This is a genomic window from Kitasatospora sp. NPDC023118 (genome assembly GCF_055560875.1).
This window is the reverse complement of record NZ_JBVHHW010000008.1, coordinates 233557-254522: the sequence shown is the minus strand read 5'-3', so window position 1 is coordinate 254522 and position 20966 is coordinate 233557. Positions and strand designations below refer to the sequence as shown.

The 20966-nt window shown below is 70.8% G+C and carries 10 protein-coding genes and 1 pseudogene; 9 read left to right on the top strand and 2 right to left on the bottom strand.

Annotation, left to right across the window (positions count from 1 at the left end):
* The first annotated feature begins 7 nt into the window (after nucleotides 1-7).
* Complete coding sequence (locus ACZ3UD_RS13290) at nucleotides 8-1180, top strand: M6 family metalloprotease domain-containing protein (protein ID WP_465585809.1); 1173 nt, start codon at nucleotides 8-10, stop codon at nucleotides 1178-1180.
* Between the two features lie 128 nt (nucleotides 1181-1308).
* Nucleotides 1309-2484 carry a M6 family metalloprotease domain-containing protein gene (locus tag ACZ3UD_RS13285; protein ID WP_465585808.1) on the top strand — a complete coding sequence of 392 codons (1176 nt, stop codon included), beginning with the start codon at nucleotides 1309-1311 and terminating at the stop codon, nucleotides 2482-2484.
* 123 nt (nucleotides 2485-2607) lie between these two features.
* Here the strand turns inward: ACZ3UD_RS13285 and ACZ3UD_RS13280 are convergent, their stop codons facing one another.
* Nucleotides 2608-3957 (bottom strand): GH1 family beta-glucosidase, encoded by a 1350-nt coding sequence (locus ACZ3UD_RS13280; RefSeq protein ID WP_465585806.1) that lies wholly within the window; start codon nucleotides 3955-3957, stop codon nucleotides 2608-2610.
* Between the two features lie 609 nt (nucleotides 3958-4566).
* Entirely contained in the window at nucleotides 4567-5016 is a 450-nt protein-coding gene (locus ACZ3UD_RS13275; protein ID WP_465585804.1) for a hypothetical protein, read from the bottom strand.
* 671 nt (nucleotides 5017-5687) lie between these two features.
* On the opposite strand from ACZ3UD_RS13275, the gene ACZ3UD_RS13270 reads away from it, so the two are divergent.
* From ACZ3UD_RS13270 to ACZ3UD_RS13240, 7 genes and pseudogenes are all read left to right on the top strand, one after another.
* The gene (locus ACZ3UD_RS13270; RefSeq protein WP_465585802.1) at nucleotides 5688-10553 is read left to right on the top strand and encodes a DUF6603 domain-containing protein; all 4866 of its coding nucleotides are present in this window, start codon (nucleotides 5688-5690) and stop codon (nucleotides 10551-10553) included.
* Between the two features lie 5 nt (nucleotides 10554-10558).
* Nucleotides 10559-13267 (top strand): CBM96 family carbohydrate-binding protein, encoded by a 2709-nt coding sequence (locus tag ACZ3UD_RS13265; protein WP_465585800.1) that lies wholly within the window; start codon nucleotides 10559-10561, stop codon nucleotides 13265-13267.
* Nucleotides 13264-16953, top strand: a complete 3690-nt coding sequence (locus ACZ3UD_RS13260) for a hypothetical protein (protein ID WP_465585799.1) — start codon at nucleotides 13264-13266, stop codon at nucleotides 16951-16953. The genes ACZ3UD_RS13265 and ACZ3UD_RS13260 overlap by 4 nt, the downstream gene beginning before the upstream one ends.
* The gene (locus ACZ3UD_RS13255) at nucleotides 16950-17444 is read left to right on the top strand and encodes a hypothetical protein (protein WP_465585798.1); all 495 of its coding nucleotides are present in this window, start codon (nucleotides 16950-16952) and stop codon (nucleotides 17442-17444) included. The genes ACZ3UD_RS13260 and ACZ3UD_RS13255 overlap by 4 nt, the downstream gene beginning before the upstream one ends.
* Before the next feature lie 5 nt (nucleotides 17445-17449).
* Nucleotides 17450-18976 carry a hypothetical protein gene (locus tag ACZ3UD_RS13250; protein WP_465585796.1) on the top strand — a complete coding sequence of 509 codons (1527 nt, stop codon included), beginning with the start codon at nucleotides 17450-17452 and terminating at the stop codon, nucleotides 18974-18976.
* A gap of 633 nt (nucleotides 18977-19609) precedes the next feature.
* Entirely contained in the window at nucleotides 19610-19810 is a 201-nt protein-coding gene (locus tag ACZ3UD_RS13245; protein ID WP_465585794.1) for a hypothetical protein, read from the top strand.
* Between the two features lie 197 nt (nucleotides 19811-20007).
* Nucleotides 20008-20948, top strand: a pseudogene (locus ACZ3UD_RS13240) (SpoIIE family protein phosphatase).
* Nucleotides 20949-20966 lie beyond the last annotated feature (18 nt).

The following is a 20966-nucleotide window of genomic DNA, read 5'->3' as shown; positions in this document are numbered from 1 at the left end:
GAGAAACGTGAAACCTCGCCCGCTCGTCGGCGCCCTGGCGCTGGCGCTGGCCCTCCCCCTGATCGCCGCCACCCCGACCGCCGCGTCCCCCGCCCCCTCCGCCGCGGCGTGCGCCCTGCCCGGCCGCACCGGCTGGACGGACGAGGGCCACGACACCGACCGCACGCAGTTCCTCCGACCACTCGGCACCAAGCACGTGCTGATGCTCTTCGTCGACTTCCCCGACGCCCCCGCCGCCGGCGACCCGGGCGACTACTACGACCGGCTCGCCCCCGCCGCAGACTGGATGCGGCAGGACTCGTACGGCCGGACCCGCCTGGACATCACCCCGCTCGGCCGGTGGCTCCACATGCCGCAGGACTCCACCTCCTACGGCTTCCAGCGCGGCATCAGCTTCGAGCAGCACGAGGCGTACGTGCGCCAGGCCGTCGAGGCCGCCGGGCCGGACGTGGACTTCTCCCGGTACGACCTGCTCTACATCGTCCCGACGAAGTCCGCCTCCGCCATCGGGTTCTCGCCCACCTACCTCTACGACCCCGCCGCCACCGGCATCGTGGCGGGCGGCACGCGGATCAAGTGGGCGGTCACCTTCGGCCAGGACATGTACCGCTGGGGCCCGAAGGTCGCCGACCACGAGACCTCGCACACCTTCGGCCTGCCCGACCTGTACGCCTTCCAGGGCGCCGACACCCACCGCTACGTCGGCGGCTGGGACCTGATGGGCCTCATCTCCGGCCCGTCTCCGCAGCATCTGGGCTGGGAGCGCTGGAAGTTCGGCTGGATCGACGACCACCAGGTCGCCTGCCTGGCGGCCGCCGGCAGCCGCACGGTCCGCCTGCACGCGATCGAACGCCCCGGCGGCACCAAGATCGCGGTGATCCGCACCGGCGAGACCACCGCGTACGTCGCCGAGTCCCGCCGCGCCATCGGCGGCGACGAGTCCGCGTGCTCCACCGGCGTCCTGGTCTACCGGATCGACACCGCCGCCCCGACCGGCCAGGGCCCGGTCCAGGTCGTCAACGGCAACCCCACCGCTGTGCCGCCCACCGACTGCACCCCGCTCGACATGGCCGCCCTGCATCCCGGACAGAACTTCACCGACCCCGCAACCGGGGTCCGGATCGACGTCCTCCGCGGCACGCCGGGCTCCGACACCATCACCGTCACCAAGTCGAGTTGACGGTCGACCAGACCGCGCCGTGAACAACTCCGGCGGCCCCACCCCCGGGCCACGGCGCACCCCAGCCCGGCCAGGGACGCCTGGCCCTGGCCGGGCTCTCTCCCCCACTCCCCACAGGAGGCACGCCCGTGCGATCTCCGAAAGCCCCCGTCCTGCTGGCCCTCCTGGGCACCCTCGTCCTGCTCCTCACCCTCACCCCGGACGCCAGAGCGGCGGCCGGCTCCCCGGCATCGGCCTGTGCCCTGTCCGGCACCACCGGCTGGACCGACGAGGGCCACGACACCGACCGCGGCCGCTTCCAACAACCGCTCGGCACCAAGCGCGTGCTCACCCTCTTCGTCGACTTCCCCGACGCCCCGGCCGACGGCCCCACCTCCACCTACAGCGCCCAACTCGCCCCCGCGGCCGACTGGATGTGGCAGGCCTCCTACGGTCGCACCTGGCTTGCCGTCACCCCGCTGGACCGCTGGCTGCGCATGCCGCAAGCCTCCACCACGTACGGCTTCCAGCGCGGCATCAGCTTCGAGCAGCACGAGGCCTACGTCCGCGACGCCGTCGCGGCCGCCGCGCCCTACGCCGACTTCTCCCAGTACGACCTGATCTACGTCGTCCCGCCCCGGACCGCATCCGCCATCAGCTTCACGCCGACCTACGTGTACGACCCCACCACGAGCGGCGTCACCGCGAACGGCACCCGGATCAAGTGGGCCGTCACGTTCGGCCAGGACATGTGGTACTGGGGCCCGAGGATCGCCGACCACGAGACGGGCCACACCTTCGGCCTGCCCGACCTGTACGCCTTCACCGGAGCCGACCAGCACCGGTACGTCGGCGGCTGGGACCTGATGGGCAGGATCGGCGGGCCGGCCCCGCAGTACACCGGCTGGGAGTCCTGGAAGCTGGGCTGGATCGACGACGACCAGGTCGCCTGCCTGCCCTCCCCCGGCTGGACCACCGTCCAGCTGAACGCGGTCGAGTACATCGGCGGCACCAAGATCGCGGTGATCCGCACCGGCGACACCACCGCCTACGTCGCCGAGTCCCGCCGCGCGGCGTACACCGACCGGAGCCCCTGCTCCACCGGCGTGCTGATCTACCGCGTCGACACCTCCGTCCAAACGGGCTACGGCCCGGTCCAGGTGGTCAACGGCAACCCCGCCGACACCCCGCCGACCGGCTGCACTCCGCTCGACATGGCCGCCCACCGGCCCGGCCAGAGCTTCACCGACTGGTCGGCCCGGGTCCAGATCTCCGTGCGCAGCGGCGGCCCGTACGGCGACACGGTGCAGATCAGCCGCTGGTGACCGGCGTCCGGAGCCTGCGGGCCCTCGGCCCGTCGAACAGGCTGCCACTACAGCGAGGCTGTAACCGCGAGTCATCGACTCTCTTCAAGTCCCTTACCAAGCAACAGAGTTGGGCAGCCTCGGTCAACCCGCCCACCTCGCAAACCGCTCCCGGTGCGCGGCGATCAGGTCCCGGTACCAGGCGTACGAGGCCCTCGGCGTACGGCGCTGCGTCTCGAAGTCCACATGGACGAGACCGAATTTCTGACTGAACCCCTCCGCCCACTCCAGGTTGTCAAGTAGTGACCATGTGTAGTAGCCGCGGACGTCGATGCCCTCGGCGACGGCTTGGGCGAGGGCGTCGAGGTGGGTGGCGAGGAAGTCGATGCGGGGCTGATCGGGGTCGGTGGACTCCTCGACGGAGCAGCCGTTTTCCGTGATGGTGATGGGCGGGAGGGCCTTGCCGTACACGTCCCGCAGGTGGAGCAGGAGCTGGCGGAGGGCATCGGGGACGACGGGCCAGCCGAAGGCGGTGTGGGGGACGTCGGGAATGTCGACCAGGTCGAAGGGGAGGCCCGGTTCGGTGGGGGCGGCGACGCGGGTGGGGTTGTAATAGTTGAGGCCGAGGCCGTCGAGGCCAGGGGTCTGGATGAGCTCGGCGTCGCCGGGCCGGACAGCGCCGTAGATGTCGCCGGGGACGCCGAGCGCGGAGAGGTCGGGGTAGCGGCCAAGCAGAACCGGGTCGGTGAACAGTCGGTTGTGCAGGGCGTCGTAGGCCGCGGCGGCGGCCGCGTCCTCGGCCGAGTCGGAGGCCGGCCAGACGGGGGTGAGGTTGTTGGAGAGCATCACCTCCAGGCCGCGCTCGTGGAGGGTGGACGCCGCCAGGCCGTGGCCGAGGAGCTGATGGTGGGCGGCCGGGAGGGCCTCGACCATGAGGGCGCGGCCGGGGGCGTGGACGCCCGTCGCGTAGCCGAACACCATATGCACGAACGGCTCGTTGAGGGTGATCCAGGCGGGAACGCGGTCGCCGAGGCGGTCGGCGACGATCGTGGCGTACTCGGCGAAACGGTACGCGGTGTCGCGGTTGAGCCAGCCGCCGCGGTCCTCCAGGGCCTGCGGGAGGTCCCAGTGGAAGAGGGTGGGCAGCGGCGCGATGCCCGCCTCCAGCAGGGCATCCACCAGCCGGTCGTAGAAGGCGAGTCCGGCGGGGCTGACGGCGCCGGAGCCGGTGGGCAGGACGCGGGGCCAGGCGATGGAGAAGCGGTAGCCGTCCAGCCCGAGGCCCTTCATCAGGGCGATGTCCTCGGGGTACCGGTGGTAGTGGTCGCAGGCGACCGCGCCGGTGTGCCCGTCGCGGATAGCCCCGGGGCGCGCGGTGAAGGTGTCCCACACGGACGGCCCGCGACCGTCCTCGGCCACCGCCCCCTCGATCTGGTAAGCAGCGGTGGCGGCACCCCAACGAAAGTCCGCAGGCAGGTCGTAGCGGTCCGGCATGGCAGCCTCCCGACGAAAACATGAGGAGCACTCATATTACTGACGTCGCACCGAAACACCAGAGAAGTCCCGCCACCCCCCGGAGATCGCACAGCCGATGACCCCACATCCACTTGACCCCCTCGTGCCGGGCCGCTCGGCGGTGAAGTCGCGGCCGACCAGGTCCGGAGCCGGGGCGGCCTTGGAGTCCTGCTTCGTCAGGTGGCGGCGCTTGCGGCGACGCTGCCCCAGGTACGGCGCGCCTTGATCGGCCTGCGCGAGTACTACCCGTGCACCCCTGACGCACCCGAGGCCTTCGGCCTGCGGGGGTACGCGGACGCACTGCCCCGACGAAGCGGAGCTGAAGGCGAGCGGTGCTCTGCCCATGGGCGCAGGCCAGCGCCACAGCCGGGGCCCACGCCTCGGCCATCGCGGGGCTTGATCACCAAGAAGTACGAAACGACGCTCTGCCCCTTGGCCGACCCAACGGCCGCCCACGCGAAACGCTCGACCGGGAAACCCCGGCCGAGCGCCTGCGCAAACTGCTCGCGGCCTGATCAAGCCGACCACGTGTTGCAACGACCCCTGGAAATCACCACCACGAGGAAGCGGCCTCCACCGCTCCCGTTGTCAGGTCATTTCGTGGCCGCCGAGGTGGTAGATCTCGATCGTCACTCGCGCGCCTTGCGGGTCCAGGAACTGCTCGGCCAGGGCGTCGTTCAACTTGTTGAGGGCCCAGGCGTCCTGGGCCTTCTTGGCCAGCTGCTTCAAGCCGAGGCCGGCTCCGGTCGGCCGCAGCAGTCGGTTGTGGCTCACCCACGACGCCGTCGTGGTGCGGAGAAAACGCGCGGTCTTCTCCTTGTCGGGGTTTCCCGCCTGCGCGAAGTCCAGGTAGCGGTGCGGCGGCAGCCCCTCGCGGCTCGGTATGGCCTGACCGTTGAGCGCCTTGCTGAGAAGCGCCCTTGAGGCTGGAGTCCACCCGATGTTCGCGTGCTGGAGACCGCTCCACGTCGCACCGTTGCTCCGGGCCTCGTCCAACTCGGCGGCGGAGATGTTGCTGACGATGAAATGTCCCGACATTGCTCTCCTCTAGGCGTCCGGCGTGCCCCGGGCCGAAGCACGCGCTCATCACGTCGAGTTGCCTCCCGACTGCAGCATGCTTCCTCGGCTCGATGCGGCCCAGACAGCTGCATCCATCCGCGTAAGCCATTACTCGCCAGCCCACCGGTCGCGACGGCGCCTACCCTTGGCCAGTGGTCCCATCGGAAACGCATCGGAAGCAGCGGCCGCGACTACCTCTGCCGCTACCGAATCTGGCTGGATCCGGAAACGGCCGTCGCTTGCGGCGCCTTGGGTCCCCGGCAAGTGAGGCGCTGCCGGCGGTGGGACGGCCGTTCGCCCGCACGGATGGTGTTCTGGCCAATTTCCTCGCGGCACGGCAGTTGACCGGATTCCGGCAGGTCATCTCGCCGGATGGGGTCGGACGATCAGGACGGCTGCACCGGCCTGGACAACGGCACAGCACGCTCTGTAGGTGATCGATAGCACAGGGCAGTCGCGTTCGTGGTGCCTTCCGCCTACTTGGCGGTTTCTGATGTGCCGTCACATATGCCTTCTGGTACTGGGCTTGGCGAGGTGCTGGGATCGCATGAGGCACCGGGCAGCGTGTCGGCGTGCCCTCCCCGGCCCGCCGGCGCGGCTGTCCGCGCAGGACCTCCCGCCGGTGTGCGCACGAGAGGATCTCCGTCCCCATGGCTCTGTCTGTCGACGACCTGCTGGCGTCCTTCCCCGACACCGGCGAGGACTTCGTCCTGCCCCTGGATGCGATCGAACTTCCCGAGCTGTACCAACTGTTCGCCGCAGGCAAGGAGCTCGTCCTGCGGGTGACGGAAGTCGCTGAGGAGCAGCTGAAGGTGGTCGGCGAGGCCGCGTTGGACGGCCATCCGGTCGCTCTGCGGCTCGTGTTCCTCGCCGACGCGGCGGAGGAGTTCGTCACCGGGCTGCGGGCCGAGTTCGATGCGGCGATGGGTCTGGTCGAGCTCGCGGCGGCCTGGGGGCTGGACCTGGCCGAGGCGCCGGCGGCGTTCCTGGCCGAGGTGACGGCGTTGACGGCGCGCTACGACCTCACGGTGGGCCGGGTGGCGATCACGGCGCAGACCGAGCGACTGCGGCTGGTGTTCGCCCGGCCGACGAGGGACGCGGGCCTGGTGGGGCTGGTCGGGGTCCGGGATAGCAAGGCATTGCTGTCCCGACTGCCGTACGTCGGAGGGGAGATCTCCGGAGGCGAGCAGGTCGGGGTGCACGGCGTCGAGTTGATCGTGGTGGGTCCCGGCGATCTCACCGCGGAACACTGCGCGCTGGTGAACGCGGCAGTGGCCGAGGTGGTGGCGGAGACGGCCGATGACGAGCCGTGGTGGCCGCTGCTGCCGGAGCGGGACCTGGTGGCGGGGCTCTGGGTGGGCGCCTGCTACCAACTACCCGGGGGCGATCCGCGGGTGTGGGCGGTGCGGTTGGCGGTGCCGGATCCTGGGATCGGTTGGGTGCCGGACTTCCCGGCGCTCCCCCCGCTGGGCCGGTTCACGCTCTCCGGCTTCGGGCTGCGCTGGCCGCTCGCGGACCTCGGTGGCAGCGGGCTGGGTGTGTACTTCAGGTTGTCGGTGAAGCTGGGTTGGCTCGACCTGTCGCTGCCCGACGTCGGCTTCGACTTCTCACTGCCGGACGCGGGTCCGTTCTCGGTCATCCCGCGGTTGCCGAAGCTCTCCCTGTCGCTGGGCGGCGGTGCGGAGTTGACCTTCGAGGTGCCCGAGGGCCCGGAGCTGCCCGAGTGGCCGGGTCTTCCGGGGCTGCCGGACGTCGGGCTGCTGACCGGCTGGTGGGACGGCAGCGGGGACGGGAAGCGGCTGGTGGACCTGCTCGGGTTGTTCGGCTTCTCGCTGCCGTCGCTGCCTGACCTGTTCGATCCCCAACTGCCCTCGCTGGGGTTGCGGTTCGACCTGAGCGCGGGCGACTTCGAGCTGGTCGGCGACTTCAGGCTGGTCGGCGAGTCGATCCGGCTGCGCTTCGTGCTGGCCGGTCTGCCCCCGGTGTCCGGCCCGGACTGGGGCAAGGTCGCGCTCCTGGGCATCACGGGCTTCGAGGCATGGCTCACGGACCTGCCGTTCATCGGCTCCCTGCTGACGGGGCTGACCGGCTTCGCCCCGAACGGGATCAGCCTGGCCGCGCTCGGCTCCGTCCTCACCCGACCGCAACTGGACCTGCTGAACGGGGGGATCGGCTCGTTCCCGGGCGGGCTGGGCGCCTGGTGGCCCACCGCGAACTGGGACTTCTCCGGGGGCGGTCAGGGCGGGCCGGGCTGGTCGCTGGACGTGGACTGGAAACTGCCCGGTGGCGCCGGAGCGGCCTGGGGAATCCCCTGGCCGCCGTCCTCGCCACCAGCCCCTGACCCGTCCTGGCTGGAGTTCCCGGACCTGGAGCTCGGACCGCTGACGATCTCGGGAATCGGCCTGTCCTGGCCGACTCTGAACGAGCCGGACTGGAACTTCGGCAGTGACTGGGTGCTGCGTGTGGTCCTCAACGCCCACTTCACGCTCGGCGGCGGGATCTCGCTGGGTCTGCCCGGACTCGGCTTCGACATCGACCTGAAGAACTTCGACGTCCACCCCCGGTTCCCACACCTGTCGTTGACCCTGCCCGGTGGCTTCGAGATGGAGTTCACCGTCCCGATGCCGACCGGCCCGACCCCGCCGATCGTGCTGACCGCCCGCTGGCGCGACGAGGAGGGCGTCCCGGCCGACAAACTCGTGCTCGGCCTGGGTGCGGACCTGGCGAGCGCGGTGATCCCCGACCAGCTGATGCCGCGCTTGCACTCGGCGGGCCTGCGCTTCGACTTCCGAACCTTCGAGATCGTGGTGGCCGCGACCTCGTCGTTCTTCGGCTGGATGCTGGTCGTCCAGCCCGCCAACGCACCCGAGCGCCGCCGCTTCCTGGTGGCGGTGCGCGGCACGGTGCAGGCGAAGGCGTCGGACCTGCCGATCGTCGACCTGACCGATCCGGACCGCGACGTCACCGTGAGCGACATCCAGTTCGCCTGGGCCGGGGTGACCAGTGGCGCGGTCCTGCGGGGATGGACGGCGGCTGAGGTGGTCGAGCTGAACAAGCTGCTGGCCGAGTTCGGCACCGATCCCGCCCTCGTGTCCACGGGCCCGGACGCCGACATCGCCGCATCCGGTCTGCTGCCCGTCCTGCTCCCCGGCGGCTTCGAGCCGAAGACGGCCGTGATCTGGGCGAAGCTCGGCTTCGAGGGAGGCAAGCTGGACCTGGTCCACCCCGCCGACCGGGAGTTCCCGGTGCTCGGTCAGGGCGGTGTGGTGCTGGGCCGCGAGCGTGCGGAGGAGGACGCGCGCCGCTTCGACGGGTACGCGCTGGGCCCGGTGCGGTTCAGCCACGCCGCCCTGGGCTACGCGCACGGGCAGCTGTTCATCGCCTTCGACGCCACCATGGCGATCGGCCCGCTGACCATCGAGCTGCTGGGTCTGGGCCTCGGGGTGGACAAGGACTGGAACGTCATGCCGGTGCTGCGCGGCGCCAGCCTGGCGTTGGAGCGCCCCGGCCCGCCCAAGGTGGTGATCTCCGGGGCGTTCACCCGGCTGGATCTGGGCCCCGACTACGAGTTGGCGTTCGGCGCCGCGGGCCGGATCGAGCTCCTGGACCTCTTCGTCATGCAGCTGACCGGCAGTTGGGCCAAGCACAAGGACGGCTGGGACTCGATCTTCGCCTACGCCGAGTTCGTGGCCGGCAAGAACATGGTCAACGGCCTGTTCAGCATCGGCCCGGTCACCTTCACCGGCGTCGTGCTCGGCTTCGGTATCAACAGTTCCGTGCGCATCCCCGCCACCGGCGAGCTCGGCACCTTCCCGCTGATCAAGCGCCTGGGGGCGCAGCCGGCGGTGCCGGGCGGTGAGGTGGAGAAGCTCACGCCGGCGCAGGCGCTGAACGAACTGGTGGGCGCCGGCGGCTGGGTGACGCCGGCCCGGGGGCAGTACTGGGTGGCCGGCGGCATGGAGTTCACCGTCTATCGCTTCATCCAGGCCCGGGCGCTGGCCCTGGTGGAGTGGGGCGAGGCGGGCTGGAAGGTGATGCTGGCGGGCAGCACGACGCTGCTGCTGCCGCCCAAGGTACCGACTTCCAGCGAGGCCTTCGCGGAGGCGCCGCTGGCCGTCAACATGCTCTGCCTCGGCAAGGTGATCGTGGACTTCGTCTACGTCTACGACTCCGCGCTCGGCCGCTTCTCGATGGACACAGTGATCGCCAAGGGCTCCTACCTGCTGGACCCGCAGGCGCAGCTGACCGGCGGCATCTCGCTCTACGTGTGGGGCAAGGATCTGCCGAGCGGGATCAAGAAGGGCTTCGTGCTCTCCGCCGGCGGCTACCATCCGCAGTTCAAGCCCCCCGCGCACTACCCGAAGCCGCCGCGGATCGGCTGGCTGTGGGAGCGCGGCCCGGTGACCATCAAGGGCCAGGCCTACGCGGCGCTGACCGACGGCGCGTTCATGATCGGCGGGGCGCTGGCCGCCGTCTACGACAACGGCCACGGCATCAACCTGCGCGCCTGGTTCACCGCCCACGTCGACGCGCTGGTGCAGTGGAAGCCCTTCTACGCCGACATCGCCTTCGGCCTGAGCATCGGCGTCGCCGCCACCGTCAAGGTGCTCTTCGTGCGGGTGCGGGTCTCGCTGGAGGTCAGCGTCGGCCTGCAGCTGTGGCTGCCGCCGATCGGCGGGCGGGCGAAGGTGAAGGTCTGGTTCATCTCCTTCACCATCGGCTTCGGCGCCGACCGCGAGGGCGCGCCGCCGGTGCCCTGGGAAGACTTCCAGATCCAGCTGCCCGCGCCCTCGCGCACCGCGCTGAAGCAAGGGTGCGAGCTGCCGGACGTCACCAAGGACGAGTCCGAGGCCCGCAGCGCGGCCAACCTGCCGGAACTGGTACGGATCGACGGCTTCACCGTGTCCGTGGAGTCGGCGCTGCCCGCCTCGAAGATCACGCTCAATGACGAGCTGTTCGCGGGCAGCGAGGACGCCCGGATCGACATCCGGCCGATGCGGCTGACCGGCGTCGTCTGCGAGCAGATCGTCGAGATCCGTGACCAGCGAGGCGACCTGTACGACTGGTTCGGGGAGGAATGGGAGGTCACCCCCATTATCGAGGGCATGCCGCAGGCCCTGTGGGGCGCACCGCTGGCCGACCCCGACCAGGCCCTCAAGCAGCCCGGGATGGTGGACGGCTGCCTGACCGGGCTGACCATCGTGGTCCCCGGGCCGACGAAGCAGCTCGGCGTGGGCGACGTCCCGTCCAAGGCCCTGGACGTGGAGGGCCTGCCGTCCAGCCGGATGCCGCTGCGCGAGCGCGCCGTCGCCGGAGAGTCCCCGGTCTACGACGAGGGGAGCGTCGGCGTGATCACCAGCACCCTGGTGGCCACCGCGGCCAAGCGCAGCCGGCTGCACGAGGCGCTGGCCGCGCTCGGCGTCGCGCCGGGCAGCGACGGTCCGCTGACCCAGTCCGAGAAGAAGGCCGGCAGGACCCTGACCGACCCCCCGCTCCTGACCGCAGCCGCGAGGTGACCGCGATGCCCACCCGACCCGACCTCAACGTCTCGTTCTACGACCATCTCGACCCCAAGGCCACCGCCGGCGTCTACACCATCACCGTCCGGCACGAGCTGACCAAGGACGGCCAGCGGGTCGACGCCGACGCCGAACTGCCCGAGGCCAAGGACAGCTACGAGATCCGTGCGGCGCAGTTCGTGCTGGACCCCTCCTCGGTGCACGCCACCTTCCCCCCGACCGGCGCGGTCGGCCGGTACACCCACGTGCTGCCGCACCTCACGCTGAGCCGCGCCATCCTGCCCTGGGAGCGGCAGCTGCTGGGGCGGGCGGCCAAGGAGCCCTGGCTGGCGCTTCTGGTCTTCGCCGCCGGTGAACTCGACGACGACCCCGACGCCCAGGGCGAGTTCACCACCCGACCGATCAGCGAGCTGCGCGACCCCGGCCCGGGCATCAACGGCCCCGAGCTGTCCGGCACGATCGACGGCAACAACCCCTGCCGCACCATCGACCTGCCGGTCGGCGTCTTCCACAAGATCGTGCCGCGCCAGGAGGAGCTCTTCCACCTGGTCCACATGCGCGATGTGCGAACCGCCCCGCAGCGCCGCGACAACGGCGAGATCCTGACCGAGGGCGAGTACGCGGTGCTGGCCGCCAACCGTTTCCCGCGCACCCCGGGCAGCTACGCGGTGCACCTGGTCTCGCTGGAGGGCTGGCTCGGCCGCCTGGCGCCCGGCTCGCTGCCCGCCGACGAGAAGGTGCGGCTGTGCAGCCTGTGGTCCTGGCACTTCACCAACGACCCCGACGGTTCGCTCGACCCGGCCGGACTGCTGCGCAACCTGGTCGCCCCCGGGCACACCGACCCGGAGAACCTCGCGCTGCGGCTGGCGCCCACCGGCGAGCCGTCCGCGAGCCCCGAGGCGGAGCACGCGCGGACCCGGCTGCACCGCGGCTACACCGCCGTGGCCTACCGCACCCTCGCGGGGGAGGACACCTACGCCTGGTACCGCGGCCCGCTCACCCCGCTGACCGCCCCCCCGCTGCCCGTCGAAGCCGCCCAGGGCCCGCACACCACAGCCGACCACGCGCTGATCTACGACCGCGAGTACGGCCTCTTCGACGTCAGCTACGCCGCCGCCTGGACGCTGGGCCGCGCCATCGCGCTCGCCGACCCCGACTACAGCAGCGAACTCGTCCAGGCCCGCAGGGAGTTGGCCAACCGGGCCGCCACCCTGCTGGCGCTCTCAACCGACCAGGCACGGGCCGCAGTCGATCCGGCGGAGCCGGCCGGCACCGCCGCGCTGCGTGAGCTGGCGGCGCCCGGCTTCGGCCGCAGCCTGGTCCAGGCCCTGCGGGCCCCCGCCGTTCAGGGCCCGCCCCCGGCAGCGGCGGTGCGCAGGACCAGGCTGGAGCCGTCCGCCCTGATCACCGAACCACGCGCCCAGCAGTCGCTGCTGACGGTCGCTCAGGAGGCCACCCCGACCATGCCCGACTGGCTGGAACGCCTGGCGCTGCTCAACGGCGTGCCGTTCGGCCACCTGGTGCCCGACCCGCGGATGCTGCCGCCCGAGAGCCTGCGCGCCTTCCGGATCGACCCGGCCTGGATCCACGCGCTGGTCGCCGGCGCCGCCGATGTCGGCGCCCACACCTCGCTCGACCGCGACGTGCATCCGGTGCTCACCGAGCGCCTGAGCCGGGCCGGCACCTCACTGCCGGTGGCCGGGCTGCTGATGAACTCCGAACTCGTGCGCGCCTGGCCCGTCTTCGAGATCCTCGCCACCACCGCCGACGGCGAGCCGGTGGGTGAACTGCGCCGCGATCACCTCGCCCCGGACGTGCTGCTGGTGCTCTGGGACGGAGTCCCGGACCAGATCGCCATCCGCGAGCCGGGCCAGGGCATCCACTTCGGCATCAACTCCGTGGAGCGGATCAGCCTGCGCCACCTGACGGGCAACCGGGTCGGCTACCCGACCGACACCGAGTTCCCCGACCCCGACGTCCCCGGCTCCGGCACCGTCTTCGACTACCTGCGCACCGACAGCGTCGGCGAACTGCCCGACGTGCTGCGCCTGTCCGGTGAACAGGACGGGCTGCTCGCCGCCCTGTCCGCGGCCTGCCTGCCCAGCGGACGACTGACGCCCGGCCAGTTCGCCCTGGAGCTGGTCAACGCGCCGCTGGAACAACTGCTGCTGCCCCCCACGGTGCGCCGCGACTGCGTCGCCGACACCTTCGCGAGGTACGGCTCGGGGGCCGAGGACTTCGGCACCATCAACCCGCTGCTGGTCAAGAACGAGGGGCCCACCAGCACCGTCACCCGGATCGCCTACCTGCGCTTCGACACCACCCAGCTCCCGCCGCCCGACCAGATCGGCAAGGCACTGCTGCGGGTGTACGCCGCCGCCCAGGACGCGGGCGACTTCGACCTCAAGGCGTACGCCACCGACAACGACTGGGACGAGTCCACCCTCGCCTGGGCCAACAAGCCCGCCCTGTCGGCCGATCCCATCGCCAGCGCGCACGTCGGCGCCGTCGACGCCTGGGCGTGGCTGGAGTTCGACATCACCGCGCACCTGCGCCAGCACACCGGCGACGAGCTCTCGGTGGCGCTCAGCAAGGACCGGGGAGGGAACAAGATCGCCCGGATCACCGCCCGGGAAGCCGCCACCAACCGCCCCCACCTCAGCATCACCGTCACGCAGCCGACACCGAACTCCGGGGAAGAGCACCGATGACCGACACCGACCTGATCGTGCCCGTCGAGCTGCACGCCCTGGTGGCCAACCGCGCGGTCCGCGCCGACAAGGACCGCTTCAAGCGCTGGTCGCCGATGTTCACCATGATGCTCAACGAGGAGTTCAAGACCAGTGGCGAGCCCGAGCCGTACGAGAACGAGCGGGACTACTGGACCGGCACCGACTTCGAGGGCGTCCACCTGCAGTGGCAGCTCCCCGAGGCGCTGACCACCGGCTTCATCGACCCCGACAGCGGCGAGAGCACCTTCCCCCTGGTCCCCAACCGCTGGCTGGTGGTCCGCTACGCCACCGTGCGCGGCACCTCCACCCCCACGGTGGCAGGTTGGGTGGTGCACAGCGACTACCTCTCCTCAGAGCGCCCCGACTCCAACCCGATCTGGGACGGCAGCAACTCCTACCTGAACCCGTACGCCGGCACCGCCACCACCGACCGGATCGGCCGGGCCCACGACCTCGCCACCGGACCGTGGCACGATCCCCGCAAGGACGACCCCGCGCCCCGGCCGCTCTTCCTGACCGCGGTCGGGTCCGGGCTGCCGGCCTTCGCCGCGTTCGCGCCGTACCACCACAACGTCTTCCTCTTCCAGGACACCTTGCAGGACCTGCGCGGGCCGGTGGACAACTACCCGCCCAACGCCACGCTCAGCTACGCGGTCGTGGGCTGGTACTCCGATGACGACGCCGACATCCTGCGCAAGGCGGCCGAGATCCCCGGTCTCCTGCCGCCCGGCGCCGACCCCGGCAGCGTGGCCGCCGTGCTGGAAGCCCTGGGCTGGACGTTGCCTGACGGACCATCAGGTGACATCGTGCGCAGCCGCTACGCCGGCACCGCGCTGGGCGTCGACTGGCAGCGCGAAGGCCTCGTTCCCGACTCCGACCGGCCCGACGGGACCTCGGTCAAGGTCGCGCTGGGCCACAGCACCGGGGACGCGGCCGCCGCGCTGGTCAGCCAGCAGACCCGCTCGGCCCGCGACGGCGACCTGATCAAGGCGCTGTTCCACGGCGAGCTGGAGACGATGGACAGCGCCGACGGACCGATCGACCTGGACGAGGTGATGCGCCGCTCCTGGTTCAGCGGCAGCGAGGGCGGCTACCTCTGGCAGGTCGTCAACCGGCCCGCCGAGCAAGGCACGGAGGAGCCCGCCCCCGAACTCCCGCAGCCCGCCTGGCTGGACGAACTCAACGCCAAGCAGACCGAGTACGACCAGCGCATGGCCGAACTCGCCAGCCTCCAGTGGCGGCTGTGGTCGCTCTGGTGGCTGAGCGAACTGCCCGAGAAGCGGCGGCCCAAGCCGTTCGACTTCGATCGGACGGCTTGGAACGCCGAGATCAACACGCTCAGCGGGCAGGTCACCACCCTGCGGACCACGCTTGACGAGCTGCGCACCGAGATCCCCTACGCCGAGGACCCCGACGGCCTGCCGGTGAAGATCGAGGAGTTCGCCGCCGGCAAGGACCTGCCCGAGGCGCAGGAGCTCAAACGCTCCCCGCAGCCGTCCTTCTACCGGCCCGCCGACCCCGTGGTGGTGATGGAGGGCTCCGGCACCACCCAGCCGCTGGGCCGCCCCGACGACCAGCCGCTGCCCTGCCGCCTGCCCTCCCGGCTGCTGACCCGGGTGCGGATCGGCGCCGACTCCGTCACCCCGGACCCCGACCCGTTGGCCCCCGACCTGACCGACCTGCCCGAGCTGTGCCGGCCCCTCATCGCCGAACTGGCCATGCTCGACCTCGCCGCCCGCACCGGCAGCGCGCTCGAAGCCATCGTCGCGCGCCCGCCGGCGTTCACCGACGGCCCGTTCCCCGAGTACACCCGCCTCTGGCGCCAGCCCTGGCTGCCGATGTACCTGCAGTGGCGGATCAAGTACTGCGCGACCCCCTTCCGCAGCGGCGGCAGCGGGGCCGGTGGCACCGACAACTGGACCTTCGACGGAGGCGACTACCGCTGGAACGGCACCGGTGTGCCCGAGGGCGACGGTGAGGGCGGGGTGCGCTGGACGAACTTCGCCGGGCGCTCCTTCCTCACTCCCGCCCTGTCGTACGTGCTGCGTGAGCAGACAAAGCGCAAGCTGGCCGGGGCACCTGATGAGTTGGTGGGTCAACTGCGCGCCCTTCAGGAGGACTTCGACACGCTGGACATCCTCTCCCAGACCCTGGACGGCTTCAACGACTGGCTGATCCAGCAGGACGGCACCGCCCAGGTCACCACCGACCGGCAGATCCTGGACCTGGCCGGGCAGAGCAACCACGTGCCGGACGGGGCCGGGGACCGTCGCCAGCAGCGGTTCCAGCCGGTGCGGGCCGGCCAGTTCTACTTCACCGAACTGCACATCATCGACCGCTTCGGCCAGTCCCTGCGGCTGGTCACCGCCCAGCAGGGGCAGCCCACCCAGTTCGACCCGGTACGCGCGGCCAGCGTCACCCCCGACCCCGATCGGCCGCTCTTCTCGCCACTGCCCGGGCCGCAGCGCTTCATTCAGCTGCCGCCCCGCCTGCTCCAGGACACCCGGATCCGGCTCGAACCGGTGCACCACAGCGACGACCGCCCGCTCGCAGCGGTGAGCGGTGCACCCGACCCGGTCGGCGACACGCCGGTGGCGGGCTGGCTACTGGTCAACCACCTGGACCAGACCCTGCTGGTCTACGCTCCCGACGGCAGCCCACTGGGCGAGCTGCGGGTGATCCACACCGCCGAGGGCGAGCGGGAGATCGCCTGGAACGCGCTGCCGCACGCGCCCTTCGACGAGCCCGCCGACTTCGAGGACGTCTACCCGCACGTGGCCGGCTTCGCCGCCGAGCTCGTGGGCCGCGACGCCGACACCTTCGGCCTGCTGATGACCACGATCGACCGGGCGCTCACCCGGATCACCGACCCCGCGCCCGAGGAGGACCGCGCCCCCGCGCGGCTGATCGGACGGCCGGTCGCCCTGATCCGGGCCCGGCTCGGCCTGGAACTGCTCGGCCCGCCGCTGACCGACCCCGCCTGGGACGAGGCCCTGAAGCCGAACGCGCAGGAGTTCCCGGACTACCGGTGGGCAGTGCGGCTGGGCGAGTACGAGCAGCTGGCCGACGGGCTGATCGGCTACTACACCTCCGAACCCGGTGAGAAGACCTCCTACCGGCAGTTGCACGTGCCGGTCCAGGGCCGTGACACCGCCGTCTACGCGTCGACCGACGAAGCCCCGTACTTCGCGCTGATCGGCACCGGCGCCGGGATCGCGATGCCGGCCCGCCCCGTCGACCGTCCCCTCACCCGCTACCTGACCCTGCTCGCCTGCCCGCACACGGCCGTGCACGCCACCACCGACATCCTCCCCGTCACGGCGCTCACCGTGGACGCCGATATCACCCACCGGGCACTGGCCGCGATCCGTGCCTCGTTCCGCCTCAACCCGCTGCTGGCGCCGGTCCGTTCGGGAGACCCGGCGAAGCGCTCGACCGAGCCCGAGCCCGCGGACCACGGCATCTTCATGCCACACCCCAGCGCCCTGCACGGCGCGTGGAGCTGGGCCGAACCGCTGGTCTCCGGCGACGGGCCGCCGCTCTGGACGGACCTGCCGATCCTGCCAGCTGATGATCTGTCACACCCCGACGACCCGGTGCCGGCCGCTCGCGCCGGCTACCTGCAACTGCACCCGCGTGCCAGTGGCGAAGGAGAGACCCGATGACCCTGCTGCTGCCCTACCGGGTGGACACCACCCCCGGACCGGCCACCACGGATGGCGCCCCGCCGCGCTACCACCAACTCCGTCTGACGGTGGGCGAGGAGGGCCAGAACCGCGCCGAGCAGCCGGTGCGCTGCACCCGGATCGCGGTGCGGGTGCCGGCCGCGACCAGCGACCCGGCTCTCGCGCGCCAGCCGCTGACCATCTCGACCACGGTGCCGTCGGTACGCGGTAGCGCGCAGGGCCAGGAGTGGTGGATCGTACCCGACACCACCGACCCGGCCGTCACCGTCCTCGCCTGCGTGCCGGATCAGCCCGCCCGGTTCGACGGAACCTGGGCCATCTCGTTCCTGATCGAGCTGGACCCCGGCTTCGAGAGCACCGACGTCGAGATCACCGAGGAGACCACCGCGGACGACGGCCCGGCCAGTAGCCGCAGCAGCCGTGTCGCGGTGACCGTACTGCCCACCACTGCTTCGAAAGGACAGGTGTGACCGTCATGGCATCCACTGCGGAGACGAACCTGCTCAAGCCGGCTCGGGGAACGGTGCCGAGTCCGTTGCGGGTGAGCACGATGGACGAGCTGGAGTACGGGACGGTGGTGTTGCGCTTCGGCCGGGACCTGCCGTCAGGGACTGCGAAGGTGTACTGCAAGGGGATCACGGTCAAGGTGCCGACAGGTCGGTCGGGGGCTGATCTGACGATCGAGCCGTCGTTGATCACGACGGCGGCGAGCAAGGTGGACGGGGAGGAGCAGGGGACGCAGTGGTGGGTCGATCGGGACACGACGGATCCGAATGAGGCGGTGTTCTCGTTCGTGCCGGACACGACGGCGGTCTTCGACGGCACGTGGGCGGTCAGTCTCACGCTCTCGGGGATCGAGGTGAATCCGTCCATCGGGACGGTGGACCTCGATATCGAGGAGCTGACGTCCACAACGGGGGCGGACGACAGCTACCAGAAGCGCACCGGGCAGGTGAAGGTGAAGAAGGGGGATGACGGGTTCTACTTCCGGAGCCTTCACCCTCGGACGACCGTCATCAACCGGGGCCTGACCGTGGACCTGTTGTGGGATGCGCCCGCCGACAATCGCATCGTGTACACGATGTACTACCGGAAGGCGGACGGGACCGAGACGAGTGACAGCAGCCAGGCCAACTTCGCCGGCCGGGTCTGGAAGTCGCCAGTGCTGAACGACAACGCCAACTTCACGCTCAAGGCGACCGTCGACGGACAGGACTACTTCCTGACCACCTCACTCACCGTCAACAACCCCAATATCGTGGTCAATACGCTGAAGGCTGGCGGCGATGCGACGTTCGAGGGAGACGTCACCGCGACCGCGAGCGGCAAGTCCGTCCGCATCCGGCAGTTGCGCGGCAACGGCGTGGTCCCGCTGCTGATCTCCAACAGCACTGAGCTCGAATCCGGTTGCAACCTCAGCGTTGGAGGGACGCTCACCAGCACGGGGCTGGCCACGGCCAACGGCGGTCTGACGGTGAAGTCGGACAAGACGCTGACGGCGGGGGTCGTTACGGCCAGTGGCCTGGTCACGGCGAACAACGGTCTGACGGTGAAGTCCGACAAGACGCTGACCGCTGGTGTGATCACCGCGAGCGGCTTGGTCACAGCGAACAACGGTCTGACGGTGAAGTCGGACAAGGTGTTGTCCGCCGGTGAGGTGACCATCGCGAATGGCAAGTTCCTGAACGTCACCAAGATCAAGTCCACTGTCAACAGCGTGATCGAGCTACAGAACAGCATCAGTCAGACCGCGGGCAGCCTCAGCACCGTGGGCAATGTCACCGCGACCGGTTCCGTTGCCGCGACCGGCGCCATCACGCGCGGCGGCCGGGCGGTGATCACCACTGGTGACAGCGTTTCGCTGGAGTCGCTCTACTTCACGGGCAAGTTCCTCAACGGCTCGGGGAAGCAGAGCCACTCCGACAACTCCGATGTCAGTGGGCCTGCGGCCTTCTATCGCAGCTATGACGGCGCTTCCAAGTTCAAGATCGCCCACCGTTAGCCCCGTCCGGGCAGCCGTCCGCGATGTGGACCGCGGGACGGCGTTCGCCCCTACGGGATCAGCACCGCCCGGTACTTGGCCTTGTCGGTGACGCCGCGGCGGCTCGACCACGCTGATCTCCCCCGCGAGATCAACTGACGGATCACCAGGCGTCGTGATCACCCCGCACTCACCTCACCCGTCAACCGTCCCACTTCGTGGCGCCCCGGTTCACCGGTGCGCTGAGCGGTGTCACGGCCTCCTACGGGTGGGTCTCCGAGGCGGCCCGCGCCCGGGCCCGGGCACAGCAGGCCCAGCCCGGCCGGTAGCCCTGTACCCCGGGAGTGCCGCTGTCCCGCCCGCGGGCACACGGCCTTCGCGGCGCGGGTGTCATGCCGCTCCTGTCCCTCCTGGGATTCCTCCACGTGCGCCGGGCCCCCGGAGCGGGAGGTGTTCGCGAAGCCTTGAAGCCACCTGCGTCTCGACGGAACCCCCAAGTGGCCGGGTGGGTTGCCGCCGCCCAGCATGGAGGGGAGCGGGGGGTTCTCCCAGTTGTTCCGCGGAGGTGAGCAGCGGAGGTGAGCAGCAATGACTCTGCCCGTACGGCGCCGGCCCGGCTGTCTGCCGGAGCGGGGCTTCCCGTGACCTGTGCCGATGGCCGCCGAATTCGGCGACTTGTTCGATCGAATGAGCAGGTTGATGGAGTCGGCCGACGCCATGCCGTCGATTGCCGAGGCGATGGCACGGGCACCGATGTTCGAGTACCGGATGATGCTGCCCACCGATGTGAAGGCCGCAGACGTCCGCGCCGCGCTCGCGGAAGGAGCTCTCGGAGGGAGGAAGTCCTCACGGTGACGATCCCCAAGGCACAGGCGGCCAAGCCGCGCCACGTCGAGATCCAGGGCTGACGGTCAGCGGTACGGCATCGAAGCAGTGGGCGTGGGCACTCGTACGCTGTCCCGGCACCAGCGCACCGTGCCCCGTATCCTGTGAGGCGAAGGGCTGTGACGGAGCGAGACGAGACACCCCGGCCTCAACCACATATTCCGGACCTGCGGGCTCATGTGGAGACCGGACGGGACGGGGAGCAGTTCCAGGCACCGGCCCGTGCCCAGGACCGGCTGCAGGGTCTCCTGGACGCGGTGCTGGCCGTGAGCCAGGAGCTGGAGCTTCCGGCGGTGCTTCACCGGATCGTCAGCACGGCCATGGACCTGGTCCACGCCCGCTACGGGGCGCTCGGCCTGCTGGACGAGACGGGTGAACAGCTGGCGCGGTTCATCCCCGTCGGCCTCACCGAGGCCGAGCGCGACGCCCTGGCCGGCGTGAACCTCCCCCGCGGCCGGGGAGTCCTCGGGCACCTGATCCGTCACCCCGAACCGCTGCGGCTCGACGACATCCCCTCGCACCCGGCCTCCGCGGGGTTCCCGCCGCCACCCGCAACATGCTGCGCGCTCTGCTCTACGACCGGCGCACCCCGCCCAGCTCGGTCCTCGCCCAGCTCGACCGCACTCTGAACGCCATCACCGACAACCCCGTGACAACGGCCTGCCTGGCCCGGATCGAACCCGACGGCCCAGGCTGGAAGCTCCACTGGTCCACCGCCGGTCACCTCCCGCCACTGCTGGTCACCCCGGGCGGCCTCGCGACGTACCTGCACGCCGACCCCGGCGTCCCCCTCGGCGTCGACACCGACCAGCCCCGCCCCGACCACGCCCACCCGTTGAGCGGGAACTGCACGGTGGTCCTCCACACCGACGGACTGATCGAACACCCTCGGCACCCCATCGACGTCGGCCTGAACTCGCTCGCCGCCCTTGCCGGTGGTAACGCCGGCCTCCCGCTGGACGACTTCGTGCGCATCCTGGCGGACCACCACCCCAGCGACGGTCGTGACGACATGGCCATCCTCGCCGTGCGTACCCCTGCCGCCTCGGTAGGCGAATCCCTCCCCTCCGACCCCTCCGCAGCCCGTGCCCCTGCCTCGACTGCCTGACAGACTGGTGAACGAACG